Source organism: Paenibacillus sp. JT22N1 (assembly GCF_059692155.1).
On the sequence record NZ_JCAUAW010000010.1, the window covers coordinates 1 to 24,311 of the forward strand.

22 protein-coding genes and 1 rRNA gene are annotated in these 24,311 nt (G+C 43.6%); 9 read left to right on the top strand and 14 right to left on the bottom strand.

Annotation, left to right across the window (positions count from 1 at the left end; all coding sequences use genetic code 11):
• From AC58UU_RS19165 to AC58UU_RS19175, 3 genes are all read right to left on the bottom strand, one after another.
• Positions 1-108: ribosomal RNA gene (locus AC58UU_RS19165) — 16S ribosomal RNA — on the bottom strand; the annotation flags it as partial.
• A 292-nt stretch (positions 109-400) separates the two neighbouring features.
• A complete protein-coding gene (locus AC58UU_RS19170; protein WP_497318317.1) occupies positions 401-679 on the bottom strand; it encodes a hypothetical protein in 279 nt (92 codons plus the stop codon).
• A gap of 194 nt (positions 680-873) precedes the next feature.
• Complete coding sequence (locus tag AC58UU_RS19175) at positions 874-2,295, bottom strand: S-layer homology domain-containing protein (RefSeq protein WP_497318319.1); 1,422 nt, start codon at positions 2,293-2,295, stop codon at positions 874-876.
• Between the two features lie 218 nt (positions 2,296-2,513).
• Between AC58UU_RS19175 and AC58UU_RS19180 the strand changes: the two genes are divergently transcribed.
• The 4 genes from AC58UU_RS19180 (at position 2,514) to AC58UU_RS19195 (ending at position 7,121) form a co-directional block, all read left to right on the top strand.
• Positions 2,514-4,169 (top strand): FAD-dependent oxidoreductase, encoded by a 1,656-nt coding sequence (locus AC58UU_RS19180; RefSeq protein ID WP_497318321.1) that lies wholly within the window; start codon positions 2,514-2,516, stop codon positions 4,167-4,169.
• Between the two features lie 183 nt (positions 4,170-4,352).
• Positions 4,353-5,129, top strand: coding sequence for a DeoR/GlpR family DNA-binding transcription regulator (locus AC58UU_RS19185; protein WP_497318323.1), 777 nt, complete (start codon positions 4,353-4,355; stop codon positions 5,127-5,129).
• Positions 5,122-5,946, top strand: coding sequence for an HAD family hydrolase (locus AC58UU_RS19190; RefSeq protein ID WP_497318325.1), 825 nt, complete (start codon positions 5,122-5,124; stop codon positions 5,944-5,946). Before AC58UU_RS19185 ends, AC58UU_RS19190 begins: the two co-directional genes overlap by 8 nt.
• Positions 5,943-7,121 carry an MFS transporter gene (locus AC58UU_RS19195; protein ID WP_497318327.1) on the top strand — a complete coding sequence of 393 codons (1,179 nt, stop codon included), beginning with the start codon at positions 5,943-5,945 and terminating at the stop codon, positions 7,119-7,121. Before AC58UU_RS19190 ends, AC58UU_RS19195 begins: the two co-directional genes overlap by 4 nt.
• A gap of 45 nt (positions 7,122-7,166) precedes the next feature.
• Here the strand turns inward: AC58UU_RS19195 and AC58UU_RS19200 are convergent, their stop codons facing one another.
• From AC58UU_RS19200 to AC58UU_RS19215, 4 genes are all read right to left on the bottom strand, one after another.
• Positions 7,167-7,712, bottom strand: coding sequence for a hypothetical protein (locus AC58UU_RS19200; protein ID WP_497318329.1), 546 nt, complete (start codon positions 7,710-7,712; stop codon positions 7,167-7,169).
• Between the two features lie 47 nt (positions 7,713-7,759).
• Positions 7,760-9,196 carry a DEAD/DEAH box helicase gene (locus AC58UU_RS19205; RefSeq protein WP_497318331.1) on the bottom strand — a complete coding sequence of 479 codons (1,437 nt, stop codon included), beginning with the start codon at positions 9,194-9,196 and terminating at the stop codon, positions 7,760-7,762.
• A gap of 110 nt (positions 9,197-9,306) precedes the next feature.
• Positions 9,307-9,828 (bottom strand): RNA polymerase sigma factor, encoded by a 522-nt coding sequence (locus tag AC58UU_RS19210; protein WP_497318333.1) that lies wholly within the window; start codon positions 9,826-9,828, stop codon positions 9,307-9,309.
• A 145-nt stretch (positions 9,829-9,973) separates the two neighbouring features.
• Positions 9,974-10,810, bottom strand: coding sequence for an alpha/beta hydrolase family protein (locus AC58UU_RS19215; RefSeq protein WP_497318335.1), 837 nt, complete (start codon positions 10,808-10,810; stop codon positions 9,974-9,976).
• Between the two features lie 83 nt (positions 10,811-10,893).
• Here AC58UU_RS19215 and AC58UU_RS19220 point away from each other — a divergent pair, with 83 nt between their 5' ends.
• Positions 10,894-11,151 carry a DUF2573 family protein gene (locus AC58UU_RS19220; RefSeq protein ID WP_057307489.1) on the top strand — a complete coding sequence of 86 codons (258 nt, stop codon included), beginning with the start codon at positions 10,894-10,896 and terminating at the stop codon, positions 11,149-11,151.
• Between the two features lie 54 nt (positions 11,152-11,205).
• On the opposite strand, the gene AC58UU_RS19225 is transcribed toward AC58UU_RS19220, so the two are convergent.
• Positions 11,206-11,982 (bottom strand): SDR family NAD(P)-dependent oxidoreductase, encoded by a 777-nt coding sequence (locus AC58UU_RS19225; protein ID WP_497318337.1) that lies wholly within the window; start codon positions 11,980-11,982, stop codon positions 11,206-11,208.
• Positions 11,983-12,067: 85 nt separating this feature from the next.
• Entirely contained in the window at positions 12,068-12,526 is a 459-nt protein-coding gene (locus AC58UU_RS19230; protein WP_171641157.1) for a chemotaxis protein CheX, read from the bottom strand.
• A 284-nt stretch (positions 12,527-12,810) separates the two neighbouring features.
• Between AC58UU_RS19230 and AC58UU_RS19235 the strand changes: the two genes are divergently transcribed.
• Together AC58UU_RS19235 and AC58UU_RS19240 are read left to right on the top strand one after the other, a co-directional pair.
• Positions 12,811-14,496 carry a PAS domain-containing sensor histidine kinase gene (locus tag AC58UU_RS19235; protein ID WP_497318339.1) on the top strand — a complete coding sequence of 562 codons (1,686 nt, stop codon included), beginning with the start codon at positions 12,811-12,813 and terminating at the stop codon, positions 14,494-14,496.
• Between the two features lie 4 nt (positions 14,497-14,500).
• On the top strand, positions 14,501-15,295 hold the full coding sequence (locus tag AC58UU_RS19240) for a TIGR01457 family HAD-type hydrolase (RefSeq protein ID WP_497318341.1): 795 nt from the start codon (positions 14,501-14,503) through the stop codon (positions 15,293-15,295).
• A gap of 375 nt (positions 15,296-15,670) precedes the next feature.
• On the opposite strand, the gene AC58UU_RS19245 is transcribed toward AC58UU_RS19240, so the two are convergent.
• Both AC58UU_RS19245 and AC58UU_RS19250 read right to left on the bottom strand, forming a co-directional pair.
• Positions 15,671-16,249: a PadR family transcriptional regulator gene (locus AC58UU_RS19245; RefSeq protein ID WP_497318343.1), complete on the bottom strand. Its 579-nt coding sequence runs from the start codon at positions 16,247-16,249 to the stop codon at positions 15,671-15,673.
• A 13-nt stretch (positions 16,250-16,262) separates the two neighbouring features.
• The gene (locus AC58UU_RS19250; RefSeq protein WP_497318345.1) at positions 16,263-17,789 is read right to left on the bottom strand and encodes an MDR family MFS transporter; all 1,527 of its coding nucleotides are present in this window, start codon (positions 17,787-17,789) and stop codon (positions 16,263-16,265) included.
• A gap of 253 nt (positions 17,790-18,042) precedes the next feature.
• On the opposite strand from AC58UU_RS19250, the gene AC58UU_RS19255 reads away from it, so the two are divergent.
• Positions 18,043-18,945, top strand: coding sequence for a LysR family transcriptional regulator (locus tag AC58UU_RS19255; RefSeq protein ID WP_497318347.1), 903 nt, complete (start codon positions 18,043-18,045; stop codon positions 18,943-18,945).
• 101 nt (positions 18,946-19,046) lie between these two features.
• Positions 19,047-19,853 carry a histidinol-phosphatase gene (locus AC58UU_RS19260; RefSeq protein WP_497318349.1) on the top strand — a complete coding sequence of 269 codons (807 nt, stop codon included), beginning with the start codon at positions 19,047-19,049 and terminating at the stop codon, positions 19,851-19,853.
• Between the two features lie 53 nt (positions 19,854-19,906).
• Here the strand turns inward: AC58UU_RS19260 and AC58UU_RS19265 are convergent, their stop codons facing one another.
• From AC58UU_RS19265 to AC58UU_RS19275, 3 genes are all read right to left on the bottom strand, one after another.
• Positions 19,907-22,219: a bifunctional diguanylate cyclase/phosphodiesterase gene (locus AC58UU_RS19265; RefSeq protein ID WP_497318350.1), complete on the bottom strand. Its 2,313-nt coding sequence runs from the start codon at positions 22,217-22,219 to the stop codon at positions 19,907-19,909.
• Between the two features lie 188 nt (positions 22,220-22,407).
• On the bottom strand, positions 22,408-23,673 hold the full coding sequence (locus AC58UU_RS19270; RefSeq protein WP_497318352.1) for an MFS transporter: 1,266 nt from the start codon (positions 23,671-23,673) through the stop codon (positions 22,408-22,410).
• Positions 23,674-23,678: 5 nt separating this feature from the next.
• The gene (locus tag AC58UU_RS19275) at positions 23,679-24,218 is read right to left on the bottom strand and encodes a GNAT family N-acetyltransferase (protein ID WP_497318353.1); all 540 of its coding nucleotides are present in this window, start codon (positions 24,216-24,218) and stop codon (positions 23,679-23,681) included.
• Positions 24,219-24,311: the final 93 nt, after the last annotated feature.

The following is a 24,311-nucleotide window of genomic DNA, read 5'->3' on the forward strand; positions in this document are numbered from 1 at the left end:
ACTCACCCGTCCGCCGCTAACTTATCCCGAAGGATAAATCCGCTCGACTTGCATGTATTAGGCACGCCGCCAGCGTTCGTCCTGAGCCAGGATCAAACTCTCCATAATAGTAAAACTATTTGAAAGCTTAATTGCTCATTTGCGTTGCTAGCGAGATTTTGCAATCTCTTTTTGAACGATTTCTCGTTCGTGTTTACTCACTCGTTGTTCAGTTTTCAAAGATCAATTTCTTTCGTTTTCCGTGCTGCTCTCGCGGCCGGATTTATAATATATCACAATCGCCTAACCAAATGCAAGCTTTATTTTTACTTTTTTCGATAAAAATTTCAGTCTCGTTTTAGCCGGATCAATAATATATCATGGTAAATTGAATATTGCAATACCATATTCGACACTTTTTTCAGGTAGGATTGCGATCAAGTACTTGCTCTACAAGTTCCTGCTCAAAACGCTCCTTTAATGAATCATTACTAGGCCCTACAACCAAGCCAATCTCTTTGAATTCGCGGATCAAGTTTTGAATATCAGCAAGGTTTCCCTCTTGAGCGAATTGTTCCGTTTGTTCAATGACATGATAAGCAATCGCTTGATAAGCATCGGAAAAGCTTTGATCAACATTGGCAGCACCTCTGTAATCCGCATAATACCTTTTAAATGTAGCCATGAGTGTTTCGTCCATAAATAATCCAACTCCTAATATAGGGATGTTTGTGCGTAGCTCAAAGTCTCTCCGCAATGTAAGATAAAGGACAGTTTACCTCATTAAAAGCAAAATTATACAACTAAAAAGCACAGTTGGCTCCCTGCTATAAATAAGCAAGGAGCCAACTGCATGTATCTAACCTTTTCTATATCTTTCGAATGGTGCTTTTATTATTTAACTTCAATTGAAGTAATAACTTGATTATATCCTTTTAACTGAACCAGATGATTTTGCACTAGTTGAGTACGGTCGCCAGTTATTACTACATTCGGAGATACGTTGTAGATTGTTGCTGTGTTATTTTGCGTTAATGAAACTGTTGAGATCCTGCCTTGTGCGTCTGGTGTCGAATAGTTAAATAGGCCAATTACATCAATTGCTTGATTATCTTGAGCCAACTTCGTCACTTGAATAGTAACTTGGTTACCGGAAGTCGTGATATTGACTACATCGCCAACTTGAAGTAAGACAGCTGGTACCTGTACACCACCACGATAAATAACTACATTAGAACTAAGTGTATATGGAGTTGTTGTTCCTGCTGAATTCGTCAAAGTCAACACATTATTGTTGTTGTAAACTGCAGCACTAATCGTCCCGCTTGTGACGTTATTTTGTTGAGCCATTTTCGTTACTTCAATATAATTAACAATATTATTAAAACCATCAACTTTAACTTCATCGCCTACTTGCAGTTGAGCAGGGCTTACTTGTACACCATTACGTAGTATGAATACATTTGGGTGAAGTGTGTACGGAGTCGATACGCCATCTTTAGTAAGCGTAAGAACGTTGTTAGCAACTACAGCGTTGACAGTTCCCGTGCTAACACTTTGGTCCTCGTCAGGCAATTGGTTGCCTGCACGATCCAATAAAGCAGCCAATTGAGCGCGTGTTACGTTTTGGTTTGGTTTAAATGTGTTATCCTCAAACCCGTCAATCAGACCTTTTTCGATCGCTACAGCTACATAACCTACAGAACCGGCCGGGATTTTGCTTGCATCTTTAAATTGAAGATTTGTATTCATTTTCGCTTTTGCTTCAGCTTCCAATTTCAAAGATTTGACCAAGAGTGTAGTCGCCCACAGACGGTCTGCAGGTTGATTCGGTTTAACGGAATCTTCACTTTCAGAGAACAAATCATTTTCAAGAGCTACAGCTACATAACCTACAGCCCATGCAGGAATTTGATTCGCATCTTTAAAGTTCAGCTTCGTTTGCATTTCAGCAGCAGATTCTGCTTGTTCACGTAATCCCATATTACGAACGGCTGCTACAATTGCTTGAATACGTGGAACCGCAATGTCTGGCTTAAATGATCCATCTTCAAATCCTTCAAATACGCGTTTGGAGGATAAACTTGCTATGTAACGCAATGCCCATTTCGCGCCTTCCATATCGTTGAAGTTAAGATTAATGTTGATGTTCGTATTAATTTTATTATGGTTGTTGCTTTTGTTTTCATATTTAAAATCTTTCTTATCATCACGGTCATGATCATTGCCTTTAGCGAACGCTGCAGCTCCGCCCCCCATTACCATCGTAAGTACAAGACCTGTTGCTACTGCTTTTTTCATTAAGTTCTTCTTCATTGTTAAATTCTCTCTCCCTTATTCATATGATTGGTATAAATAATGTGGAGCCTTCGCGAAGGGTTCCTGGTTATGCTACAAGAATTCGCCCATGCGATTATCTTTTGGGGGGTGTACATGAAAATCTTTTATATCAACCTACATTTCTGAGTCTATTAAATCCACTATGAAACTGCTAAACTTAAACCATATCAGACTACCGCTAAAGGAGTTTACACATGCGTTTACGGAATCCACGAGTTCAACTTATTATTGCTCTAGCCGTTCTGCTTATTGTTTTTTTGGCATTTTCGTATAGCAAAGTTTGGCCTAAACAAGGGAATATGGAACCAGAAGCTCTTTCTGCGCCAACCATCATGCATCCAAACACTCCAATTGTTAGCGAAGCCCCCACAGCGCCTGTTGTCGCAACAAATAATGAGGGCGGTAATACGTATCCTACTGAACACATCGATGTAGTAGTGATCGGCAGTGAGCTTGAAGGTCTTTACCTAGCCAGAGCTGCAGCAGATGAAGGCTTGAAGGTTAAAGTTCTAGATCCTCATAAAGCTTTCGGAGGTCAGATTCTCCAGAGTCAGATGCTATTTCTCGATGAAACCCGCGACGATCAAGGGCATTTACTCGTACAAGGCCGTGTCAAGGAATTATTCGACGGTTTCAGAAACGCCAAAATTCGTAAGCTACCTGAATTCACTACATATATGAATAAATTAATGAAAGATATTCCTATGGAATCTGGCATTGTCATTAATGAGATTGAACAAACGAATACACCGGATCATATGCACAATATCGCTTCTATCGTTTACAGTACGGAACAGAATGAAAAGAAGAAAATTACAGCCTCCTATTGGGTCGACAACAGTGATTATGCGGCGTTAATCAGTCGATTGGATGCCAAGCGATTGCCAGGTCTTGAGAAGTTCTATGGTCAAAAAGAGATCGAGTATATGAGTGCTGGCATGATGATGAAATTCAAAAATGTCGACTGGAAGAAGTTTAATACCGCATTTAACCTATTAAAACCGGAAGAGAAATCGAAACAATTCGGTGGCGGTTATGTAAGTGATAGCTTCGCTATTGGGCTAAGCGGAATGACTAAGGCTTATCATCCTTCTAATGATCGAGTCTTTCTAAGAGGATTGAATGCGGTACATCAAAGGGATGGAGAAGTATTAATTAACGCCCTTCTTGTTTATACCGTTGACCCTTCAAAACCTGAATCCATCCAAGAGGCTGTTAACCTGGGTAATAAAGAAACTCCTTTGATTCTCAATCACTTCCGTAAAACGTTACCGGGTTGGGAACATGCTGAATTGGGCGAACTTCCTACGTATCCCTATGTCCGAGAATATAATCACTATGAAATGGACTATGTTTTAAAACCATCTGATCTCCTTTCAGGCACGATGTTCTGGGATAATGTCAGTATTGGCGGGTACCCGCTTGATTTACAGGGCACAAGTGCTAACAAGTGGGGTATTGAAATGGGGCGTCCGGATAAATACGGCATGCCGCTGCGCAGCTTTTTGCTGAAAAATTATGAAAATGTCATCGCGGCCGGGAAAAATGTAGGTTCATCGGCAATCGCCTACGGAAGCACAAGGATTCAACCGAACACTAGTCTAGCTGCAGAGTCTATCGGAGTTATACTAGGTCAGCTGCATGGCAAGCAAAAGCTCAGGGAAATAAAACCTGATGAAATGACCAAACTCCAACAGTACTTAGCTCACCACTATCAAATCAAGCTTACGGGTGTAGTGGGTACGAATAAAATTACCGGTTGGAACGAAGAAGAAATTAGAAAGCTCGACTCCGGAGAAATTACATATCCTAGCTATATTAAAACCAGAAAAAAACCTGCTATTAAATAATCAGATAAATGGATTAGTAAACCGTGCATTCGTTCCTTGAACGAGTATACGGTCTTTTTTTATGCAAAAAATGTGTTAGATACCTCGCAAACAAAATAGTTGAAATAATGCATATTCAGCATTATAATAAGCTCTATACTTATAATCACTTATGATCACTTAAGCGAAAGGAGTGAAACCCCCTTGTTTCAAGAAGAAAGACTTATTTCAATCGTCGAATACTTAAAATCAAATAAACGAATTACGGTTGATCTTATTTGTGAGCTCTACGATGTTTCACGGGACACAGCTAGACGTGACATGGTTAAACTCGAGGAGCAGGGCACTATTGTTCGAACGCGCGGTGGCGCCATCCTCCCTACCCTTTCCAAAGAAGTTGGAGATTATGATCAAAGGCTGCAAGCCGAATCATCCTCGAAGCTAACGATTGGCAAGACAGCTGCGGCACTCATTCAAGACGGCGATTATATCATGATGGATGCCTCGACCACAGTCCTTCATGCAGCCACCGCACTAAGCTCCAAACAGAATATCGTCGTGACAAGTTCAATTGAAATTGCTGCTATTCTCACTCGTAAAGATGAAACAACGATCCATATTCTTGGCGGTGTACTGGATAACAAGCACCATAGTGTATATGGAGCGAAAGCGATCGAGATGTTAAATGACTATCATGTCGATAAACTGCTCATCGGGACTTGCGGAATTACAGAGGAAGGGCTGTCTGCTCCAAACGAAGAGGATTGTTATCTCGTGAGAGCCATGATGCAGCATGCGGACCAAGTTATTGTATTAGCGGATCATTCCAAATTCGGAAAGCGATTGTTTCATCGCGTAGTGGGATTCGAGAGTATTGACATCCTCGTAACGGATCAGGCATTAAGCCCTGAGATGAAAGAGAAATTACTTGCATGTGATGTGGAAATCGTATTAGCAGGAGGAGAAGACCAACATGATTAAACTTATCGTAAGTGATTTGGACGGAACATTACTTGATCATAGTAAAAAAGTCAGTTCAAGAGAATTGGCTGCATTAAAGAAAGTCAAAGAAGCTGGTATTAGACTTTGTTTGGCATCGGGAAGAATGAATATTGAAATGCAGCAGGTTTTAGAGGAAATCGGCCATCGTGCCTATTCCGTATCACAAAATGGCGCGTTCATCCACTTAGAGGACGGTACGTTCATGAAATCTCAGCTTTTTCAACCTGAATTGGCTTATCAAGTGTACCAACTTCTTAAGGATTTTGATCTCGTCAAGCTCGTTTGCTCGGGCGAAGCGAATTATATCACGAATTTGACTCCTGCTTCTGATGAGGTGCAATCTCGAACATTCCAACCTTTTATTGTAAAAGAAGATATGGAGCAGTCTTTGAAAGGTGACTTTGCTGTTTGTAAGTTCTCGATGTTTGGAAAAATAGAAACGCTCTTAGAACTTAAGGCTCTTATGGAAGAAAAGCTTGGGGATCAGCTAGAAATGTTCATTTCCGACAAAGATTGTCTTGATATTATGCCTCTCGCTGTTTCAAAGGGTAGTTCTCTGCTTGTACTTATTGCAAAATTGGGCTTGCAGCCAGAAGAGATCGCCTGTTTTGGGGATTCTTTCAACGATGTATCGATGTTCGGCATCACACCTCATAGTTTTGCTATGAAAGGTGCTCATCCGGAGGTCAAACAAAAGGCATTGTACCATGTTGATTCTGTCGCAGAAGCCATTGGTCATGTATTTGCTTATAACGAGAAATATGCATTAGAACAAAAAGGTAGCACTGCATTATGAAAAGACTACTTATTATGGGGTGCTTGTCATATTTATTGACAGGTTGTACCCACGTTATTTTTGGCGCTGTTTTACCTGAATTACTTGCCCATTACGATCGGAGTTACAGTGATGGCGGAATGCTTGTCTTCCTAGAATTCGGCGGTTTCCTTCTAGGTGTCCTCTGTATGCCAATTCTTATTCGTCGCATCAGTCGCAGAAGTACCATTACAGCGGCTTTTGGTCTTCTCTTTATCGCCATGATCGCCATTGTCCTACTGCCTCCATGGCCTATTACGGTTTGTCTCTCATTCATAGCAGGGGTCGCTTTCGGACTTGTCGAATCCAGCATTAGCACCTTTGTATTAATGGCTGCGAAGGACAATCAAGCGATTGCCTTCAATAAGCTCGAGGTTTTCTTCGGTCTTGGGGCGTTATTTATGCCAATTATCTCAAGTATTCTTATTGCCGGCGGTTTATGGAAATATGGATTCCTGCTATTAGGTTTAAGTGCCCTCGCAACAGGTATCGTCTGGTCGAAGCTTTCCTTAGGCGAGCATGATGCGTTATTAGCTCATAAAGCGGATCGTACACAGCGGACAGAGAAACTCCCTGCACTTACGAAGAGCTCCTTGACGTTTCTTCTTCTACTCATGATCGTTTTCTTCTTATATGTAGGAATGGAAAATACCATCGTTAATTTCTTGCCATCCATCTTTACTGATCAATTACATGCTTCCAGCTCCGTTTCGTCCCTCGCCGTAACAGCCTTTTGGCTAGCGATGGTGATAGGACGTATATTCGCCGGTGTGGTAGCCGAGAAAATGACTTATTTCCGTTACTTAGCTGTCTCTTTTGCAGGCAGCTTGCTCACTGTACTTATCTGGGTGTTTAGCACGAATCTATGGAGCAGCTTCGCCGTTGTACTATTACTTGGATTATTCATGTCCGGTATGTTCGCAGTAGCTCTCATTTATGCGAATCAACTGCTTCCAGGACGTACGGAGCAAACAACGAGTACGCTTATCGCAGCAGGTGGATTAGGAGGTTCTATTCTTCCCTTAGGTGTCGGTTGGGGGATGGACCGTTTTCATGTGGGAGTGTCAATTTGGTTTGTACTGATTGGCATGTGTATCGTGTTAGGTATCATTTTATATTCTCGGAGATGGAACGTTCAGACCACAAAGTCTGTATAATGTAAAAAAAAGCTGAAATCCTTATTGGATTCAGCTTTTTCTATGTTATCGCAACGGCTTTAATTGGATGATGATGGCTTTTTCCTCGAACAGTACGTTCTTTACACCAATAAGTTTGGGCAAGTGATCTTCAATAGGGAGTTCAAAGGGAGCAAGTTGAACCCATTTACTTGGTACTTGCATACCTTTAACACTCGTACTTCTATGTTGAACGACTAAATTCGGCGGGTTCCAAGCAAGGGTGAACATCATTTGGCCACCGATGGGTATCTTCTCCCGCCACCTCACATTCACGTCAGCCACAAGGTTTGAACCTTCAAGTGTAAGTTTCGCCCCTTCAATACGAAAATCGTTAGGGAGAACTTGATGAGCAGCTAGCTGCTTCTTTACCACATCATTTAGATCTTGTTCCGTTAGCTGTACCTCAAGCTTCCGATTCTTGACGATGTCTGCGATCTTACTGCTGATCATAATTTCCTTATAATCTAGGTTTAAAGCTTCGGTTGGTTTAACATGCCGAACGGCGATCACCAGAGCAGCCGTAAGGATGAAGACCACAGCTATGGCGAAAATGAATAATTTTTTCAGCACGTTTCACACCCCGCAGATACAATTTGTTGTTGCCCTCGTAGATAGGGCTACTCTTTGTTCTGCTGCTTTTCTTTGAGCCAGCGAGGAGCGCCTTTGCTCTTGCGATCTCGCTCGCGTTGGGCCTTACTCACGGGCTTGCCACCGGCAGCCGTGTTCGTGTTCGCTTGCGCCGCCGGCTTCGCCGGGACAGCGCTGTTCTGACCGCGCGCGTCAGGCGCCGCGGCGCTAGTGCGCACCGCGCCCGCTGGTGCGGCAGCATCCCGTGCGCCGGCGGAGCTGCGCGAAGGTGCTGCGCCGCTCGGGCGCGCAGCTTCACGGCGGCTGCGCATCGTCGCCGCACTACGGTCCTGGGCCGGGTCGACGAGCCGGCCTTCGAACATCGCCTTCGGCGCGATCGTGATGCCAAGCTGCTTCTCGAATTTGTCGAGAATGAACTGCTCCTTCGGCGTCACGATAGAGATGGTCGTGCCCTCGCGGCCCATCCGACCGGTCCTGCCTACGCGGTGGAGATAATACTCCGCGTTGGTCGCAGGATCCAAGTGGAAGACGTGGGTCACGCCTTCAATATCAAGTCCTCTTGCGGCAACGTCCGTTGCCAGCAGCAATTGAAATTTCCCATCCCGGAAATTCCCCATCACTCTGGCCCGATCTTGTTTACTAGCTTCTCCGTACAAGGCTTCAACAGATAAACCAACGTATTGGAGTTTGCCCACCACTTGGGCAATATCGTCCGTGACGTTGATAAATACGATAGCTGATGTAGGCTTAATCAGACGCACAAGTCTTCTTAGCGTATCAATCTTTTCACGTTCCTGGCACACCACATACATGTGTTCCAATGTTTCGGCTGTGCGCTGATTCGGATTGATTTTAATAATCACAGGATCTTTGAGCCATCTCCCCGCAGCTTGTTCGGTGCTTTGCGGGATCGTCGCGGAAACAAACACCATCTGACTGGACTTAAGCATTCCTTTTAGGACTGCTTCAACGTCCTGCATGGAACCTAGCTCGAACACTTGGTCCACTTCATCAACAATACCCATTTTCACATGATGCAATGTTAGCTTCTTTATTTTCATAAGTTCAAGCAAACGACCTGGCGTACCAACAACAATATGAGGGTGTAGTCGAAGCTTTTCTACTTGTCTAACGATGGCCGCTCCACCAATAAGAGATTGAGAACGAATCGGTCCTCCGTCAGTGAACTTCTCAATTTCCTGCATGATTTGCATACCAAGCTCCCTGGTAGGAACTACTACAAGCACCTGCAATTGTTTTTGCGTAGGATCGATTCGTTCCAATGCTGGAAGTAAATAGGCTAATGTTTTACCCGTACCCGTTTGAGACTGAATGATGGCATCTTTCCCTTGCTTTAAAACAGGAATACCTTCGGCTTGAATCGGTGTTGGCTCACCAATCCCTAATTCTTGCAATTTATCTAAATAGGACTGCGCGATCTGCAGTTGTTCAAAGCTTGTACTCAATTTACGAAAACCCCTTTTCTCATCCAATCTAATCTCCTTATTATATGCCACGCCGTAAAACGATACAAATCGACAACCACGCAAGCAGAAATAAGAGTCCTTAAGGACTCTTATTCGCCAGATCCCCACTCTTCAAGCAGTCTCTGCTTAATCACATCACGCGCCCGGAACAAGCGTTGTCGAACGACTCCCTCCGTTACACCAAGCTCATTAGCCATATCTTTGTAAGATAAATTATGGATCCATTTCATCGCAATAATTTGTCTGTAGGAGGGACTAAGTTGATTGATGTAAGTGATAATAGCCTCGCGCATTAGCTTCAGCTCGACTTCTTGATCTAGTGGAACCAGATATTCAGATGTTGGTGCCGCTTCCTTGATACAGAGCTTGAGTTCAGCTTCCAGCTCATCCCGGTTGCGCTTGTGCTTACGAAGATGATTGAGTGTAACATTCCGAGTTAACTTCTTAACCCAGCTTTCATATTTATTAATTTCAGTCAATAAAGGCGCTTTACGAACAGCCCTAAGAAATGACTCCTGAATAATGTCCTCCACCGCCGCATGATCCCTTAATATGAAGTAAATCATGGGATAAACGAGGAGATAGAACTCCTGGTATACCTGCTCCTGCACACTCTTATCTAATGTATAAAAATCACTACTGAATATCAGTCTCAGAGACTTCGAATTAAACGCCCCCTAGCCTACCAGGTAGAACCTACGTGTTGTGTTCTTACCTTATTTTAGGTCATAAATGGGGAGTAAACAATAATAATAATTAATTTATGTGGAAAAGTCTTCCTGCTTCTCGTTTAAGCTTCTCATCAAGCCATGCAAATACGTCATCTAGAGCCTTTTCATCTTCTTTCCGAGGAAACCGATGTTCAAGTCCTGTATACAGAACCATAGTATAATCTTTGCCGGCTTGATCCAGAGAATTAGCCAGTTTTCTTGCATGCCCAATGTCCACTTGTGAATCATTCGTACCATGAATAATATAGATGGGCGAGTTGATTTCATTTACCCAACATGCTGGTGACCGATCGATGTAAGCCTCGATTTGTTTCTTCGGATGTCCGACAACCCGTTTGAGCATCCGCCGCAAATCTACACGCTGCTCATAGGTATCCAACATGTCACTTACACCTCCCCAAACGACAACAGGGCCAACCCCACTGCACTCTCGGGCTGCGCGCATGGCCATAACAGCACCTCTGGAAAATCCGATTAATGGTACGGGACCAGGCAATACTTCCTCTAAAGATTGCACCATTGGAATGGCATGAAACAAATCAAACCTATCTTCCCCGCCAAAATCCTCACGTCCTTCCCCGCCTTCATTCCCCCGATAATAAGGAGCAAAGACGACGTAGCCGCGTTTAGCCATCGATATAATTCTCCGTTTACGAACCATTCCAACACGTTTAATGCCGCCGCGGCAGTAGATGACAGCAGGACGTGGACTTGTTCCATCAGGAACCGCTAAAAGGCCTTTCACTTTTAGGCCTTGACTAACATAAGTAAGGATATAAAGCGATATATGCTTCACGAAGCAGCGAATTTGCTCTTTTCCTACTAGTTGACCATCTCGGATATCATCTAGTGCTATGGACATGGGTTCCCCCTATTTTGACAGCTGTCATATCTTCATATAAACTAAATGTACTCCACCTATTTTCCATCCGAAGGGATGAAATTATGAATACAGATTTTGAGAACGAATTTAATTCCTTAGTGTTCAAAACGGCTGAACTCATCACGGGTGATACTTCACCTGAAATGCTTGAGAAAATTAAGATTTGGGCATTTTTTAATCATGTTCATAAGTCGCTGCCGGCACTAACCTCCCACTGGAATCAAACGCATCCAGAAGGAAAAGCCGAAGTACGTCGCATTTTCGAAGAAATTCGAGATTTGAACCAGGCCTTACAAGCGAAAAAGCCGGAACAGACTTAATCGTCAATTAATGAAAGAAAAAAAGCGGAATCCCAATCTATAACTGGGAGCCGCTTATTTTTTATTTAAAATGCCTGAGGCCAAGCGATCGAACATTCGCGGGAATAGATGAAATAACTTGATCCCCATCCCAGCCACAAAAGGAAGATCTTTCTCAGGAATATTTCTTTCTATCGCATGTATGAGTTCTTTGACGACTTTCTCCGGTTTGAGCATAAACCAAGCCACATTTTTGACATAGTTACCGCTCGGGTCTGCTTTATCAAAGAAAGGTGTTGAGATGGGTCCCGGGTTAATCGCTGTTATTGAAATCCCAGATCTTGTAAGCTCCTGCCGCAAGCTGTTCGTGAAACCTAGCACTGCGTGCTTTGTCGCGGAATAACCCGTGGATTTGGCAGAACCGATCTTACCAGCCATAGAAGCTACATTCACTATATGACCGCTCCCGGCCTTCAACATATGAGGCAATACGGCCTGGGTACAACGGACTAAGCCCATGTAATTCACATTCATCATATCTTCAAAATGAGCAAGCGGCGCTTCCGCAAACGACTCAAATATCCCGTACCCCGCGTTATTAATCAAAATATCGATACGACCAAATTTGGCAATAATTTGTCCCACAACATCATGAACCTGCTCTGTATTCGTTACATCCATCTCGTAAACGGCATGCTGCCCTTGCAAGCCCGAAGCAATTTCTTTAAGTTTATTTGTACTGCGTGCAGTTAATATAGGAATGGCTCCTTTGGCTGCAAATTGCTGTGCCATAACGGCCCCAATGCCGCTCGAAGCTCCTGTAATCAAGACGATTTTGTTCGAAATGTTCAAGCTTACCTTCTCCTTATAAAAAAATGGAGATACCGCTTCAGCAGCACTCCAGTTCATTTTAACATATGTATCTAAAATAGGTCTCTTACGTGATTAATACTTGAATGTCCAGCTCGCCAATGTTATCCATGATCAAAGGTATGGTCAATGCTCTCTTCGGCACAAATCCTGCAGCCGTCGCAGATTGAACAATTTTCGGCGGTGTAATATCCACCCTAACCCCTTGATTGAAGAGCATCGTGCTTGCATTCCCACTAATCATATTCCCCAGCTCAGAGATGGCGCTTTTACCCATATCGTCCATTTCTGTAATAACAAATCCACCCATCATGGCAGAAACCATTTTCAAAGCAACATCCTCAGCTAAGCCGAAAACAATATCGCCTTCCATCTGCCCGGTCATCCCGATTTGGATCCAGATATACTTTTCCACAAATTTGACGTCTTTGACGCCGAGCTGCCCCGTTGTTGGGCGAATGTTAGCAACTTGCTCGATGACAATTCTAGCCGACTCCAAAAAGGGATTAATGTACTCAGCCTTCATAGCTCCGCTCCGATCTCATTTGTGAATAAGTTCCGCAGAAAAACGACCTTTTTCAACATTATACCTAAAAAATTAGGACAAGTATACTGTCTTTTTCTATAAAATAGTTCCTACTACTCAGATACACATTCTCATCCTGCCTTCATACTTATATTGTCGAACAACGATGCTATTGTCCAAGAACAAAGGAAAATGCAACATGAATATGGAAGATTATATATATTCATGTCGAATCCTGATAAGCATATGGGAAAAAATTCCTTAAAGGAGCGTTGAAAGTCTGTATGATAAAACAGCATATTACTGCTCGAAATTGGAGTTTATATCAACTTGCGCTTGTTTATCATATTATTGCCATATTTTTAATCGGGGCAAATTTCTACTTTATACATCCTCTTGCTTATGTGCAAGACAACCCATTGATAGGTCTATTTATCGATTTTATCTTATTTGGCTCCATTCTCGCATTAGCTTTATTTGGCATTAAAGTCCTTAAAAAAAGAGAATCTTCCATTAATGAGACCGCGAAGCGATATAAATCACTTTATGATAATCATCCTGATTCTATTATCTCGTTTAGCTTGGACGGCGAGGTATTGTCCGCTAATCATGGTTTGGAAAGCCTTCTTGGACTAGCTCGTGAGACCTCGATGCTAACTTCCTTCATTCCTATGATCAATCCGCCCGATCTGCTCAAAGCCTTGCATCATTTCCAAGTGGCTTCAGCCGGGATGTCGCAAAATTTCGAGGCTGCTTTTGTTCATCAGAAAGGATACCCTATCCAATCTAATGTAACGTTCGTCCCGACGATGGTAGATGGCAGTATTGTTGGGGTCTTCGCCATTCTTAAAGATTTGACTGAAGTCAAGGAACAGAAGAAGGTCATCGATAAGCTGTATAAGCAAAATCAACTCATTCTCAATTCCGTTTCGGAAGGTATTTACGGGATTGATATGAGTGGTCGCACAATTTTCTGGAATAAGGCCGCTGAGGCGATAACCGGATGGAAAGTAGATGAAATGCTGGGCCGACAAATTCATAATCTCATTCGACCCGTTAAGAGCGATGGTACTCTTTATCCACCTGAGGAAAGTCCTATTTTGAATACGATTTTGAATCATGAAGTTTCTGATATGCAAGAGGATAAGTTCTGGCGAAAAGATGAAACCACCTTCCCCGTTATGTACATGTCCAGTCCTATGCTGGAGGGCAAAGGTCAACTTCTAGGTACAGTTATTACTTTCAAAGATATTACCGAGTTGAAAAAGACGCAAGAGCTATTAATCAAATCAGACAAGCTATCTGCTGTTGGGCAATTGGCTGCTGGCGTTGCTCATGAAATCCGAAATCCGCTAACGGCTTTGAAGGGATTCTTACAGCTGCTTAAGACGAATAATGAGAAAGAGAAATATTACATAGAAATCATGCAAAATGAGCTGAAGCGCATCGAATTTATTGTGAATGAGTTCTTGTTTGTATCCAAACCGCAGGCGACACATTTCGTAACTCAAACCTTGGATTCCATTGTCACAAGCACAATTGAACTCCTTCAACCTCAAGCACTGCTTGATAATATTCAGATTGAAGCAGAACTTATGCCAGATCTGCCACCTGTCTCCTGTGATGAGCATCAGCTTAAGCAGGTTTTCATCAACATTATGAAAAATGCGTTGGAAGCTATGCCACTAGGTGGTACAATGCGTATTCAAGCTCTACTGGACAATAACAGAAACTACATAACTATACGTTTCATCGATCAGGGTTGCGGTATTGCACCCGAGCGGCTGCCCAAGCTGGGAGAACCATTTTATAGTACGAAGGAAAAAGGAACAGGACTAGGTCTTATGGTTTGTTTTCGAATTATCGAGGCACACGGCGGCTTTATGGAAATTCGCAGTAAATTAGAAGAAGGAACGACGGTAGAGATCAAACTTCCTTCCACGCAATCATCACATGAAAGGGAGTGTTAACAAGATGAAAGGTTTTCTCATTGATTTAGACGGTACGCTATACCGGGGGCATGAACCAATTCCCCATGCGGCGGCATTCATTCATTGGCTGAAGAAGCACCAACTGCCTTATTTGCTCGTGACGAACAATTCGTCTCGCACGCCAGAGCAGGTTGCCGAGCATCTGCAAGTGTTCGGCATAGAGGTTCCAGCGGCGGCCGTCTATACTTCCTCACAGGCGGCCGCTCAGTACTTAACCGAGCAGCGCGGAGGTAACCGCGTGCATATGGTCGGCGAAGCCGGACTACGGATCGCCTTGGAGGCGTCCGGCTTCGCCTTGGGTGCTGAGACGACGCCGGATTACGTCGTCCAAGGCATTGACCGCAGCTTCTCCTACGAGAAGCTGACCGAAGCGGTCCGCCATCTGAAGCATGGCGCGACCTATGTGTTAACCAATCCCGACCGCATGCTGCCGTCGGATGGTGGGCTTATGCCAGGAGCTGGCTCCCTGGCAGCTTCGATCACCGCCGCCTCGGGCGTGGAGCCCGTGGTGATCGGCAAGCCTTCGCCGATCATCATGGCTTACGCCATCGAGCGGCTCGGGTTGCCAGCCGCCGATGTCTGGGTCATCGGCGATAACGTGCATACCGACATCCGCGGAGGCAGGTTGGCGGGATGCCGCACGGCGCTCGTGTTGACCGGTGTCGCCACGGCGGACAACGTGCAAGAGCAGCTGGCGTCGGCGGGCTTGACGCCGGACTTGATCTGCGATGATTTGCAGCATTTCATCGAGCAGTTCAACGAATGGGACGGCTTATAATGTACACCTTCAAATTCAGAAACGGTAAATAGCAACTAACGTTGCTACTTTAAGGATGTTTTTTATAGCTACCGAGGTGGAATTACCCTTATCGAGTGAGCTTGGCCGGAGTTAAGGATGTTTTACATCGCTAAATTGGGATAAGCGCAAGAAGCAGCTACTTTAAGGATGTTTTATATCGCTACCGAGGTGGAGTTACTCTATCTGAGCGAGTTTAGCCGGAGTTAAGGATGTTTTACATCGCTAAATTGGGATAAGCGCAAGAAGCAGCTACTTTAAGGATGTTTTATATCGCTACCGAGGTGGAGTTACTCTATCTGAGTTTCAAACAAAAAAGCCGCAACTGCACTCAACAAGAGCAGTTGCGGCTTTCTTCTATTCAATACGGTCCCAGTCAACTTCCAGCGGGGAGTTCTTCTCTTGCAAGCGCCCCTCTCTGGCATCCTTCTGCAGTTGTTCCAGCCATTTTAGTTCACTAAATGCACGCTTGTAGGTGCCCACCAACATCTGAAGGACAACTCTTGGAACAATGGAGATGTGTTCTTCATATAAGCTTTTCATCTTGTTCATAATCATTTTTTGGGCCATAATCTTATTTTCAAGAATGTCGGCAATCTTCGCCTGATCCCCATGCACGGAGAAAGGCAGAGCGACATAAAGCGGATGATAGTGCTTGATTTCTTCATGCAATTGTTCCACTAATAGTTCTTGAAACTTTAATTTCCCGGCTGCGGTAATTTGATAGATCGTTTTCTCCGGACGATTCGTATCGCGTACAACCTCATGTGCTTCTACGAGTCCATCCTTGTGGAGTTGATCCATCGCATAATACAGCGAGCCGTCTTGCAGCTTCATGTAGTTGTTCATGCCTCTTTCTTTCATCGTCTGCCGAATTTCATAGGTATGCCGATTGGCTTCCATTAACAGTCCGAGAATGACGAGCTTCATCGACATGGATGTTAACCTCCTAGTGTCCTACTGGTGCGCTTTCTTTGACTGGAGCACTTCCCACTTCAAGTTTAGCGTTACCCATGAATAAGATAAACACAAGACCGATTACAGCCAAGACAATGGTCGTCTGGAAAACAACTGCAATGGAATCCGCCAATGCTGTTAGGAGCTTGTGTAGAACTTCAGCGGGAATGTTTGCTCGAACCTCTGGCTGAAGCAGAATTCGCGCATCATGAAACTTCTCAGCCATCGCTGGATCTTGAAGGGATGTTGTAATGTTTTCTCTTAACGAGTTGACTTGAATGCTGCCAAACACCGCTACCCCGATTGCCGAACCTACTGAACGGAAGAAACCAACGAGTGAAGTCACTGTGCCTCTGCGGCGAAAATCTATTTTATGCAGCGCAGACATCGATGTTATCGGGAAGCAAGCGCCAATCCCAAGACCTAAGAAAATCATATAAGTTGTAATTAGCCAGCGTTTGGAATCGATGGAGAGTCCGCCTAAAAGTGAAGTTGCAAGCAACAGTAAGACTATGGAAACTAACATGACGTTGCGATAAGAGAACTTACCGATGAAGCGCCCACCGAGTGCACTGCTGACCACAACACCAAGCATCATTGGGGTTAAAGTAGAGCCTGCACTTGTAGCTGAGCCTTCAAATACACCTTGAATGAATAAAGGTATGTATGTACCGGCTGAGATCAAAACCGCACCATAAGCAAAGCTGACACCCATGCTGGCGGTAAATAGGCGATTTTTGAACAAATCAAGTGGGATAATTGGTTCTGCTGCATATTTTTCAATCATAATAAATGTACCTAAGAGAACAGCAAAACCTACAAACAACCCGATGATTTGTAAGGAATCCCAAGCATATTCTTTACCGCCAAGTTCCAACGCGAACATAAGGGAGATAATCGATGCTGTTAGAAAAATAGTACCGCCCCAATCGATCTTCGCCTTACTGTGTTCCACGGATTCGTGATAAGAGAAAATGATTAACAATAAGGATACAATGCCGAGGGGGAGATTAATAAAGAAAATCCATTCCCAAGTCACATGGTCGGTGAAGTAAGCGCCAATGATCGGTCCCAGTACGCTGGATAGTCCGAAAACAGCCCCGAATAGCCCTTGCATTTTACCCCGTTTCTCTGGTGGGAAAATATCAAAAATGATTGCGAAAGTAATCGGCATAAGTGCACCGCCCCCGATACCTTGAATGGCGCGGTAGATGATGAGCTCGGTCATCGATCCTGCCGTACCACATAAGGCTGAGCCAATCATAAATACAACGATGCCGATAATAAAAAATAGTTTTCGACCATACATATCGGATAGTTTACCGAAAATAGGCATGGCAGCCACATTCGCAATTAAATACGCAGAAAAAACCCAGACGAATTGGCTGAAACCGCCTAGTTTGGACACGATTGTTGGCATCGCTGTTGAAACAATGGTCTGATCCAGCGATGCCAGTAAAAGTCCCAACATCAACGCCACAACGGTCCACGTTGTATTTGACTTACGGGATAACGACATAAATTGAATCTCCTTCATAGTTTATTTAATATATATAAAGTATTATAATCAAATTTGAGTAATTAGCAACGAAAATTGGCTATATTCGTCCAAATTTCCTCGCTAGATTGTGCTTGGTTGTCCAACTTTATTCTGAAATGTTGCCGATTCCGGTATTCCTATCATATAATGGGGTTACAAAAGGTTTTTATGTTCTTTACAATTCCGATAAATTTTATTTGTATCTTTACTATAAAAAGCAGGAGGTATGCTCATGAATATGAACCAGTTAGAAACATTGCTCACCATATCCAAAACAATGAGCTTTCGAAAAGCTGGCGAAATTCTTAACTTGACCCAACCTGCCGTTTCCGCACAAATAAAGAGCCTTGAAGACGAATTCGGCACAATTCTCATTGATCGCAATCAACCAGTTACTTTAACTGATAGTGGTAAGCTGTTCTTGGAGCATGCAGAAAAAATGCTGCGGATCGCCAGTGATCTCAAGCAGCGATTATCCGACTTACATCATACACCGCAAGGTCATATCCACATTGGCACGACAACGTCGATTGCCATGCAGATTTTGCCGAGGGTGCTGTCCTATTTCCAAGACCAATTCCCACTAATCAAGACGACCATTCACTCGATGACCTCTTCCCAAATCATGACTTCAGTGGAAAATAGCCAAATTGATATTGGCATTACGTATTTGTTCGAAAAAAACCAAGCCTTAGAAACTTCGGTTCTTTATTATGATACTTTCGAGCTGATTGTTTCCACGCACCATCCACTTAGTCGATTTGCCCATTTATCTATTGAGAAGCTGCGCAACATTCCATTCATTATGCTTTCTCCGGAAACAGCCGGGCGACGATTCGTCGATCAAATCTTCAAAGCCTATGATGTCTCCCCACACATTGTGATGGAGCTCTCCAGCAGCGAAGAAGTGAAGCGCATGGTGGAGTTAAATCTCGGGGTCGCGATCATCTCCAAGCTTTCTGTCTCAGATGAACTGCGACATGGAACTTTGAAAATGGTCAAAGTGAACGAATTGGATATTACGCATCCTGTAGGTGTAGTATATAAGTCAGGACGCTACTTAAATTCCGCCATGCAGCAGTTCCTTCGTGATCTAAAAGGAATGCCGGAAACCCAGTTTCTCGGCTCAGAATAAAAGTTCATGCTTACGATGCCAGTTTTGCTAAAGCAAAACTCTAAAGTTCATGCTTACGATGTCAGTTTTGCTAAAGCAAAACTCTGAGGAGGTTATTTTCGATGAAATTCGACCTACATACCCATCATGACCGATGTGGACACGCTAAGGATAAAATTCGCGATTATATCGAAGCCGCTATTGCCGGCGGATTGCAAGTCATTGGGATTTCTGACCATTCCCCTTATTTTGCGAGTCCAGAAGATCAGGCACAACCTTTAATCGCTATGGCTAAGAGCGAATTCCCCCGTTATATCGAGGAAGTTCTGCGTCTAAAACAAGAATATGAAGGAAAAATTGATGTGCTTCTAGGTGTTGAGTCCGACTATTTTCCTGATCATGTCGAAGTATACCGACAAGAATACGCGAAATATCCATTCGATTACATCATTGGCTCTGTTCATTTATCTGGTGGGGTCAGCATTTTCAATCGCAACAGGTGGAAACATTTAAATGAAGAGCAGAAAATTCAGCATAAGGAAGAGTATTATAACCTTATTGCAGAGTCCGCACGTTCCGGCATGTTTCATATTCTTGGGCATATCGATGCAATGAAAGGCTTCTATCCAGCCTTCTCTGATATCTCTACACCTAAGGTTAACGAAACGTTGAAGATCATCGGAGAAGCTGGCGTAGCGATTGAAATCAATACTTCAGGAAAAACGAAGGACGTTGGCGGCTGGTACCCTTCCAATGAAATATTGGAGCAAGCGCTGCATTATGGTGTTGAAGTAACCTTCGGCTCAGATGCTCATCTGCCAAGCCGAGTTGCTGATGATTGGGAAGAAGTTAGCAAAACGTTAAAAGAGATCGGCTTCAAACATTGGGTCTATTTCAAAAATAAACAAAAACAAATCGTTCAACTCTAAAACAAAAAAATCTCCTTCGCTCATCATTCAGCGGGGGGAGATTTTTTTGTTATTTATTCAATATGGCCAGATGGGTTTGATTCAAGAAAGGTAAGCTTAGGCTGTAAACATTCCTGTAATACAGGCATTGCTTGTTCGGCAGACATAGGCCGGAAGAAGTAATAGCCTTGAATTTGACTGCAGCCATTTGCGACTAAGAAGTCCGCCTGTTCTTCTGTTTCAACACCTTCCGCAATAATTTGCAGTTGAAACGAATTGGCTACGGAAATAATCGCTTTGATCATCGCTCGATCCTTGTCATCGGTTTGTACGCCGCGGACAAACGATTGGTCCAATTTGATTTTGGTGACAGGGAACCTTTTCAAATAACTTAGAGAGGAGTAGTGTGTACCGAAATCGTCGACGGATATCGCAATGCCCAGCCCGCGAAGCTTGCTAAGTGCGTCCAGTTGTTCATCCTGCATCGCGAAATTTTCGGTAATTTCCATCTCCAAATACTTAGCTTCCAGGCCTGTCTCCTCTAAAATTTGTATCACTTTATCAACAAAACGTTCATCATTCAGCTGTTTGACCGATAGATTGACCGAAATCGCTAAAGGTTCAATCGTCATGCTGTGCCAAGCCTTCATCTGCTTGCAAGCACCTCTCAGAACCCACTCACCAATACTAGCAATTGTACCTATTTCTTCTGCTAGAGGAATGAAGTCAGCTGGAGAAATATATCCTTTGGTCGTATGATTCCAGCGCAATAGTGCTTCAACGCCGATAATTTTGCCTAATAAACAATCTACCTGGGGTTGATATACAATTTCGAGTTCATTCCGGTCAAGTGACTGACGAAGATGATTTCCCATCTCCAGTTTTGATAGGGAATTCATTGCCATCTGCTGATTAAAGAAGCTGTATGAGCTGCCGCTCTCTTTTTTGGCTATGTACATGGCAATATCCGCATTCTTGAGCAATGCTTCCCAAGTCACACCCCCATAAGGATACTGCACGATACCAATGCTGGCACTAATGAAAAAAGAGCGATTCGATAACAAACAAGGCGGCTTTAAGATTTCTATTAGTTGTTCACAGAAGAACTGAATCTCCTTCTCACTTGTACAATCTTCTAACAGGATGGCAAACTCATCCCCACCAAATCTGGCAAACGTATGATAGGAAAGGTCTGATTGTCCAATACGATTAGCAACTTCCTGCAGCATAAGATCGCCCATATGATGACCATGCGAATCATTAACCATCTTGAAGTTATCCAGATCAAAGAAAAGCATTGCAAGGGATGTATGATTAATTTCGTTGTGTACAATTTGTTCTTTTAAGATCATTTGAAAATGGGCTCGGTTATGTATCCCTGTCAGAACATCATGATAAGCCATGTACGATAGCATTTGTTCGGATTCCAGCAAGCGTTTGGTTGAATCGTGCAGTTCCTGTTGTCCTGCCAGAAGCTCTTCATTCGCAGCAGTCAAATCCTCATTTGCAAACTGCAACTCTTGTGTGCGCTCATTTACCGCTCGATATAACTTATCCCGCTGTCTAACAATATACAGGATAAAAATGAGACCGATTAACAGAACAAGCATAAAAGAGCTGCGTATTAATATGATTTGCAGCTCAATACTCTGAACAGCACTCGCCTGCGGCAGCGCAGCAAGCTCCCATTTCGTATCCGTACGCTCAATAGTAGCTATCATCGGATTTTCATGAAAAATAGAATCGTCGCCATAGAACGCAGGCTCTCCAGGATTGCGGATGGAAATCTGTAAATCCCCTGTATCTCTATTCTTAATTCCTGCTTCGACAAGCAGTTGATCCAGATTTACACCTACAGATACGAAGCCCCAAAAAGCACCATCTTGATAGATTGGCTTCCGAGCGACTAAGCCATTAATGCCTTGCAGTAATTTAAATGGGCCATTCATTGTCATTTTTTTAGTTTGCAAAGCCTTTGAAATTTGCTGTTGAATATTGGCACGGGGATCCTGAAGCAAATCCCAATTATATATACTTTCGTTGCCCTGAATCGGATAAACGAACTTCATAACGCCATTAGGAGCAATAATTAAATTTAACGTCGATCCCTGAGCACCCAGATAAAGAGAGGCAATGTATTCCATGACTTCTTTATCGTCTTTGTTTTGCAAGTAACTCGCATCCACATAAGCTTCCAGGCTTGCCATCATATTAAAATTGCGATCAATAACGGATTGTAATGCCAATGCTCTTGAGGATAATTGGGACTGTTCCGTAATTTCAAGTTCATGGAGTAAGGAGTCCTTATACTTGGTAAGAACAAACTCTGACGATGAAACTAATATGACGAAAATAAGAGCTATTATCGTGTTTTGAAACATTTTCATGCTACTCTACTCCTAAGTCATATGAAAGTTTTATGTCACAATTCGACATCATCACCCTCTATTATTTCATCTATAAACCTTCCGATGCAATCTTTTTTATTGAATTTCGTTTTACTTTACAGAAATAGTTAATGAAATGACAAGAAGGACCTAGCCTAGATTGGCTGGGCCCTTCTTGTTTTCCGATTTTACAACGCTCTGGCTGCCGTTCCTGTACGTCGAATACGTATTGCCATAATGGCAGCAATCATACAGACGAAGCCCGCCATAAGAAAGGGTAGCGAGTAGCTGCCGAGCAAATCTCTCAGCAGACCTGCTTCATAGGCAGCAAAGGATGCCCCGAGCTGGTGAGCTACTACAATCCAACCAAAGACCATACCTGCCTTCTCCTTGCCGAAAATATCCGATGCGATCTTCACGGTTGGCGGAACGGTTGCAATCCAATCTAATCCGTAGAAAACGGCAAAAATAAGAAGCTCCGTATAGCCTAAACCGAGCGCTTGCGGCAGAAAAATAAGCGAAATTCCGCGAAGCCCATAGTACCAGAACAGCAGCCAACGCCCGTCAAATCGGTCGGTTAACCAACCGGACATCGTCGTCCCGACCAGATCAAAGATGCCCATGAGCGCCAGCAATCCAGCTGCGGTTACTTCAGGAATGCCAAAATCCCCACAGGCGGGAATAAGATGCGTACCAATTAACCCATTCGTGGAGAACCCGCAGAAAAAGAACGTCCCCGCAAGCAGCCAGAATGCCTTGTTCTTACTGGCATCTCGAAGGGTAAGCAGAGGGGTCATAAAGATGTTGCCTTTGAATTCGGCAGGCTTGACGACTTGATCTGACCCATAAGGAGCAGCGCCTATGTCATAAGGATGATTACGCATCCAGACCGCTACGACAGGGATTAAAACCGCAATTACAGCAATCGCTGTATAAATGGCATAGCGCCAACCGACGTCCACCGTTATTTTAGCTAGAAGAGGTAGAAATAGCAGTTGCCCTGTCGCCGCGCTGGCCGTCAGAATGCCAACCACCACGCCTTTGTTCTGAGTGAACCATCGATTCGCGATTGTTACACCGAGCACGTTGGCAAGTGAACCCGTTCCAAGCCCCACAACGACCCCCCAAAGTAAATGAAACTGCCACAAAGCCGTGATCATAGGCGTCAGCGAAAGGCTGGCCGCGATGCAAATGAGGGAGATCAGCACCACCCTGCGGGTACCAAAACGCTCCATCAATGCAGCAGAGAAAGGCCCCATCAGACCATACAAGAAAATATTAATAGAGACGACGGAGGATACATCCGCGCGGCCCCATCCGAACTCTTTTTCAAAGGGAAGCATGAAGATGCTAGGCACCGAGCGTATACCCGCCGATACAATCAAGGTAAAGAAGGTCACTAGGACAACAATCCAGCCATAGTGCAGTTTGGTGCGTTTTGCTAATGTTCCCACTCTTTTTACTCCCATTCCTCTGCCAAAATCCCATAAACCTCATGATCATGAAAGGTGTTATAACTGAACTCGGCCTGTCTAATTGTTCCTTCATGCTTGAATTTCAACCTCACTGGAACTGCGCGGCTCTTGAAGTTATCTGTCCGAGCTCTTATTTCGATCCGGTTTAATTTCAACTCTTTCAAGGAGTAGCTCACAATACATCTACAAGAATCGGTCATGATCCCTTTCCCCTGATACCCCTCTGCAAGCCAATATCCAATCGACGAATGCTTATTCCCCCAATTAATTTCATGGAGACCTATACATCCAACAATTTCATTTCGATAAAAAATGCCGCAAGAAAAGCCATTGTTCTTTGCAAAGCGGCTAAGCTCTGATTCAATATAAGCTCTTGTGTCTTCTACTTGTGTTGTTTTATCAACCCATGGAAGCCATTTCGCTAAATGAGCACGATTCTGATTGACCAAATCGAATAAGGCATCTGCATGCCTGACTTCTAGTAGCTTTAATTCGAGTTCATCACTTATTTTATATGAAAACATGACTACCTCCGATCTAGTACTATGATTGGCATTTCCACGATTTTGTTCCTTGTTATATAATAATCCAAGGACAACCTGAACGAATGGAGAAAA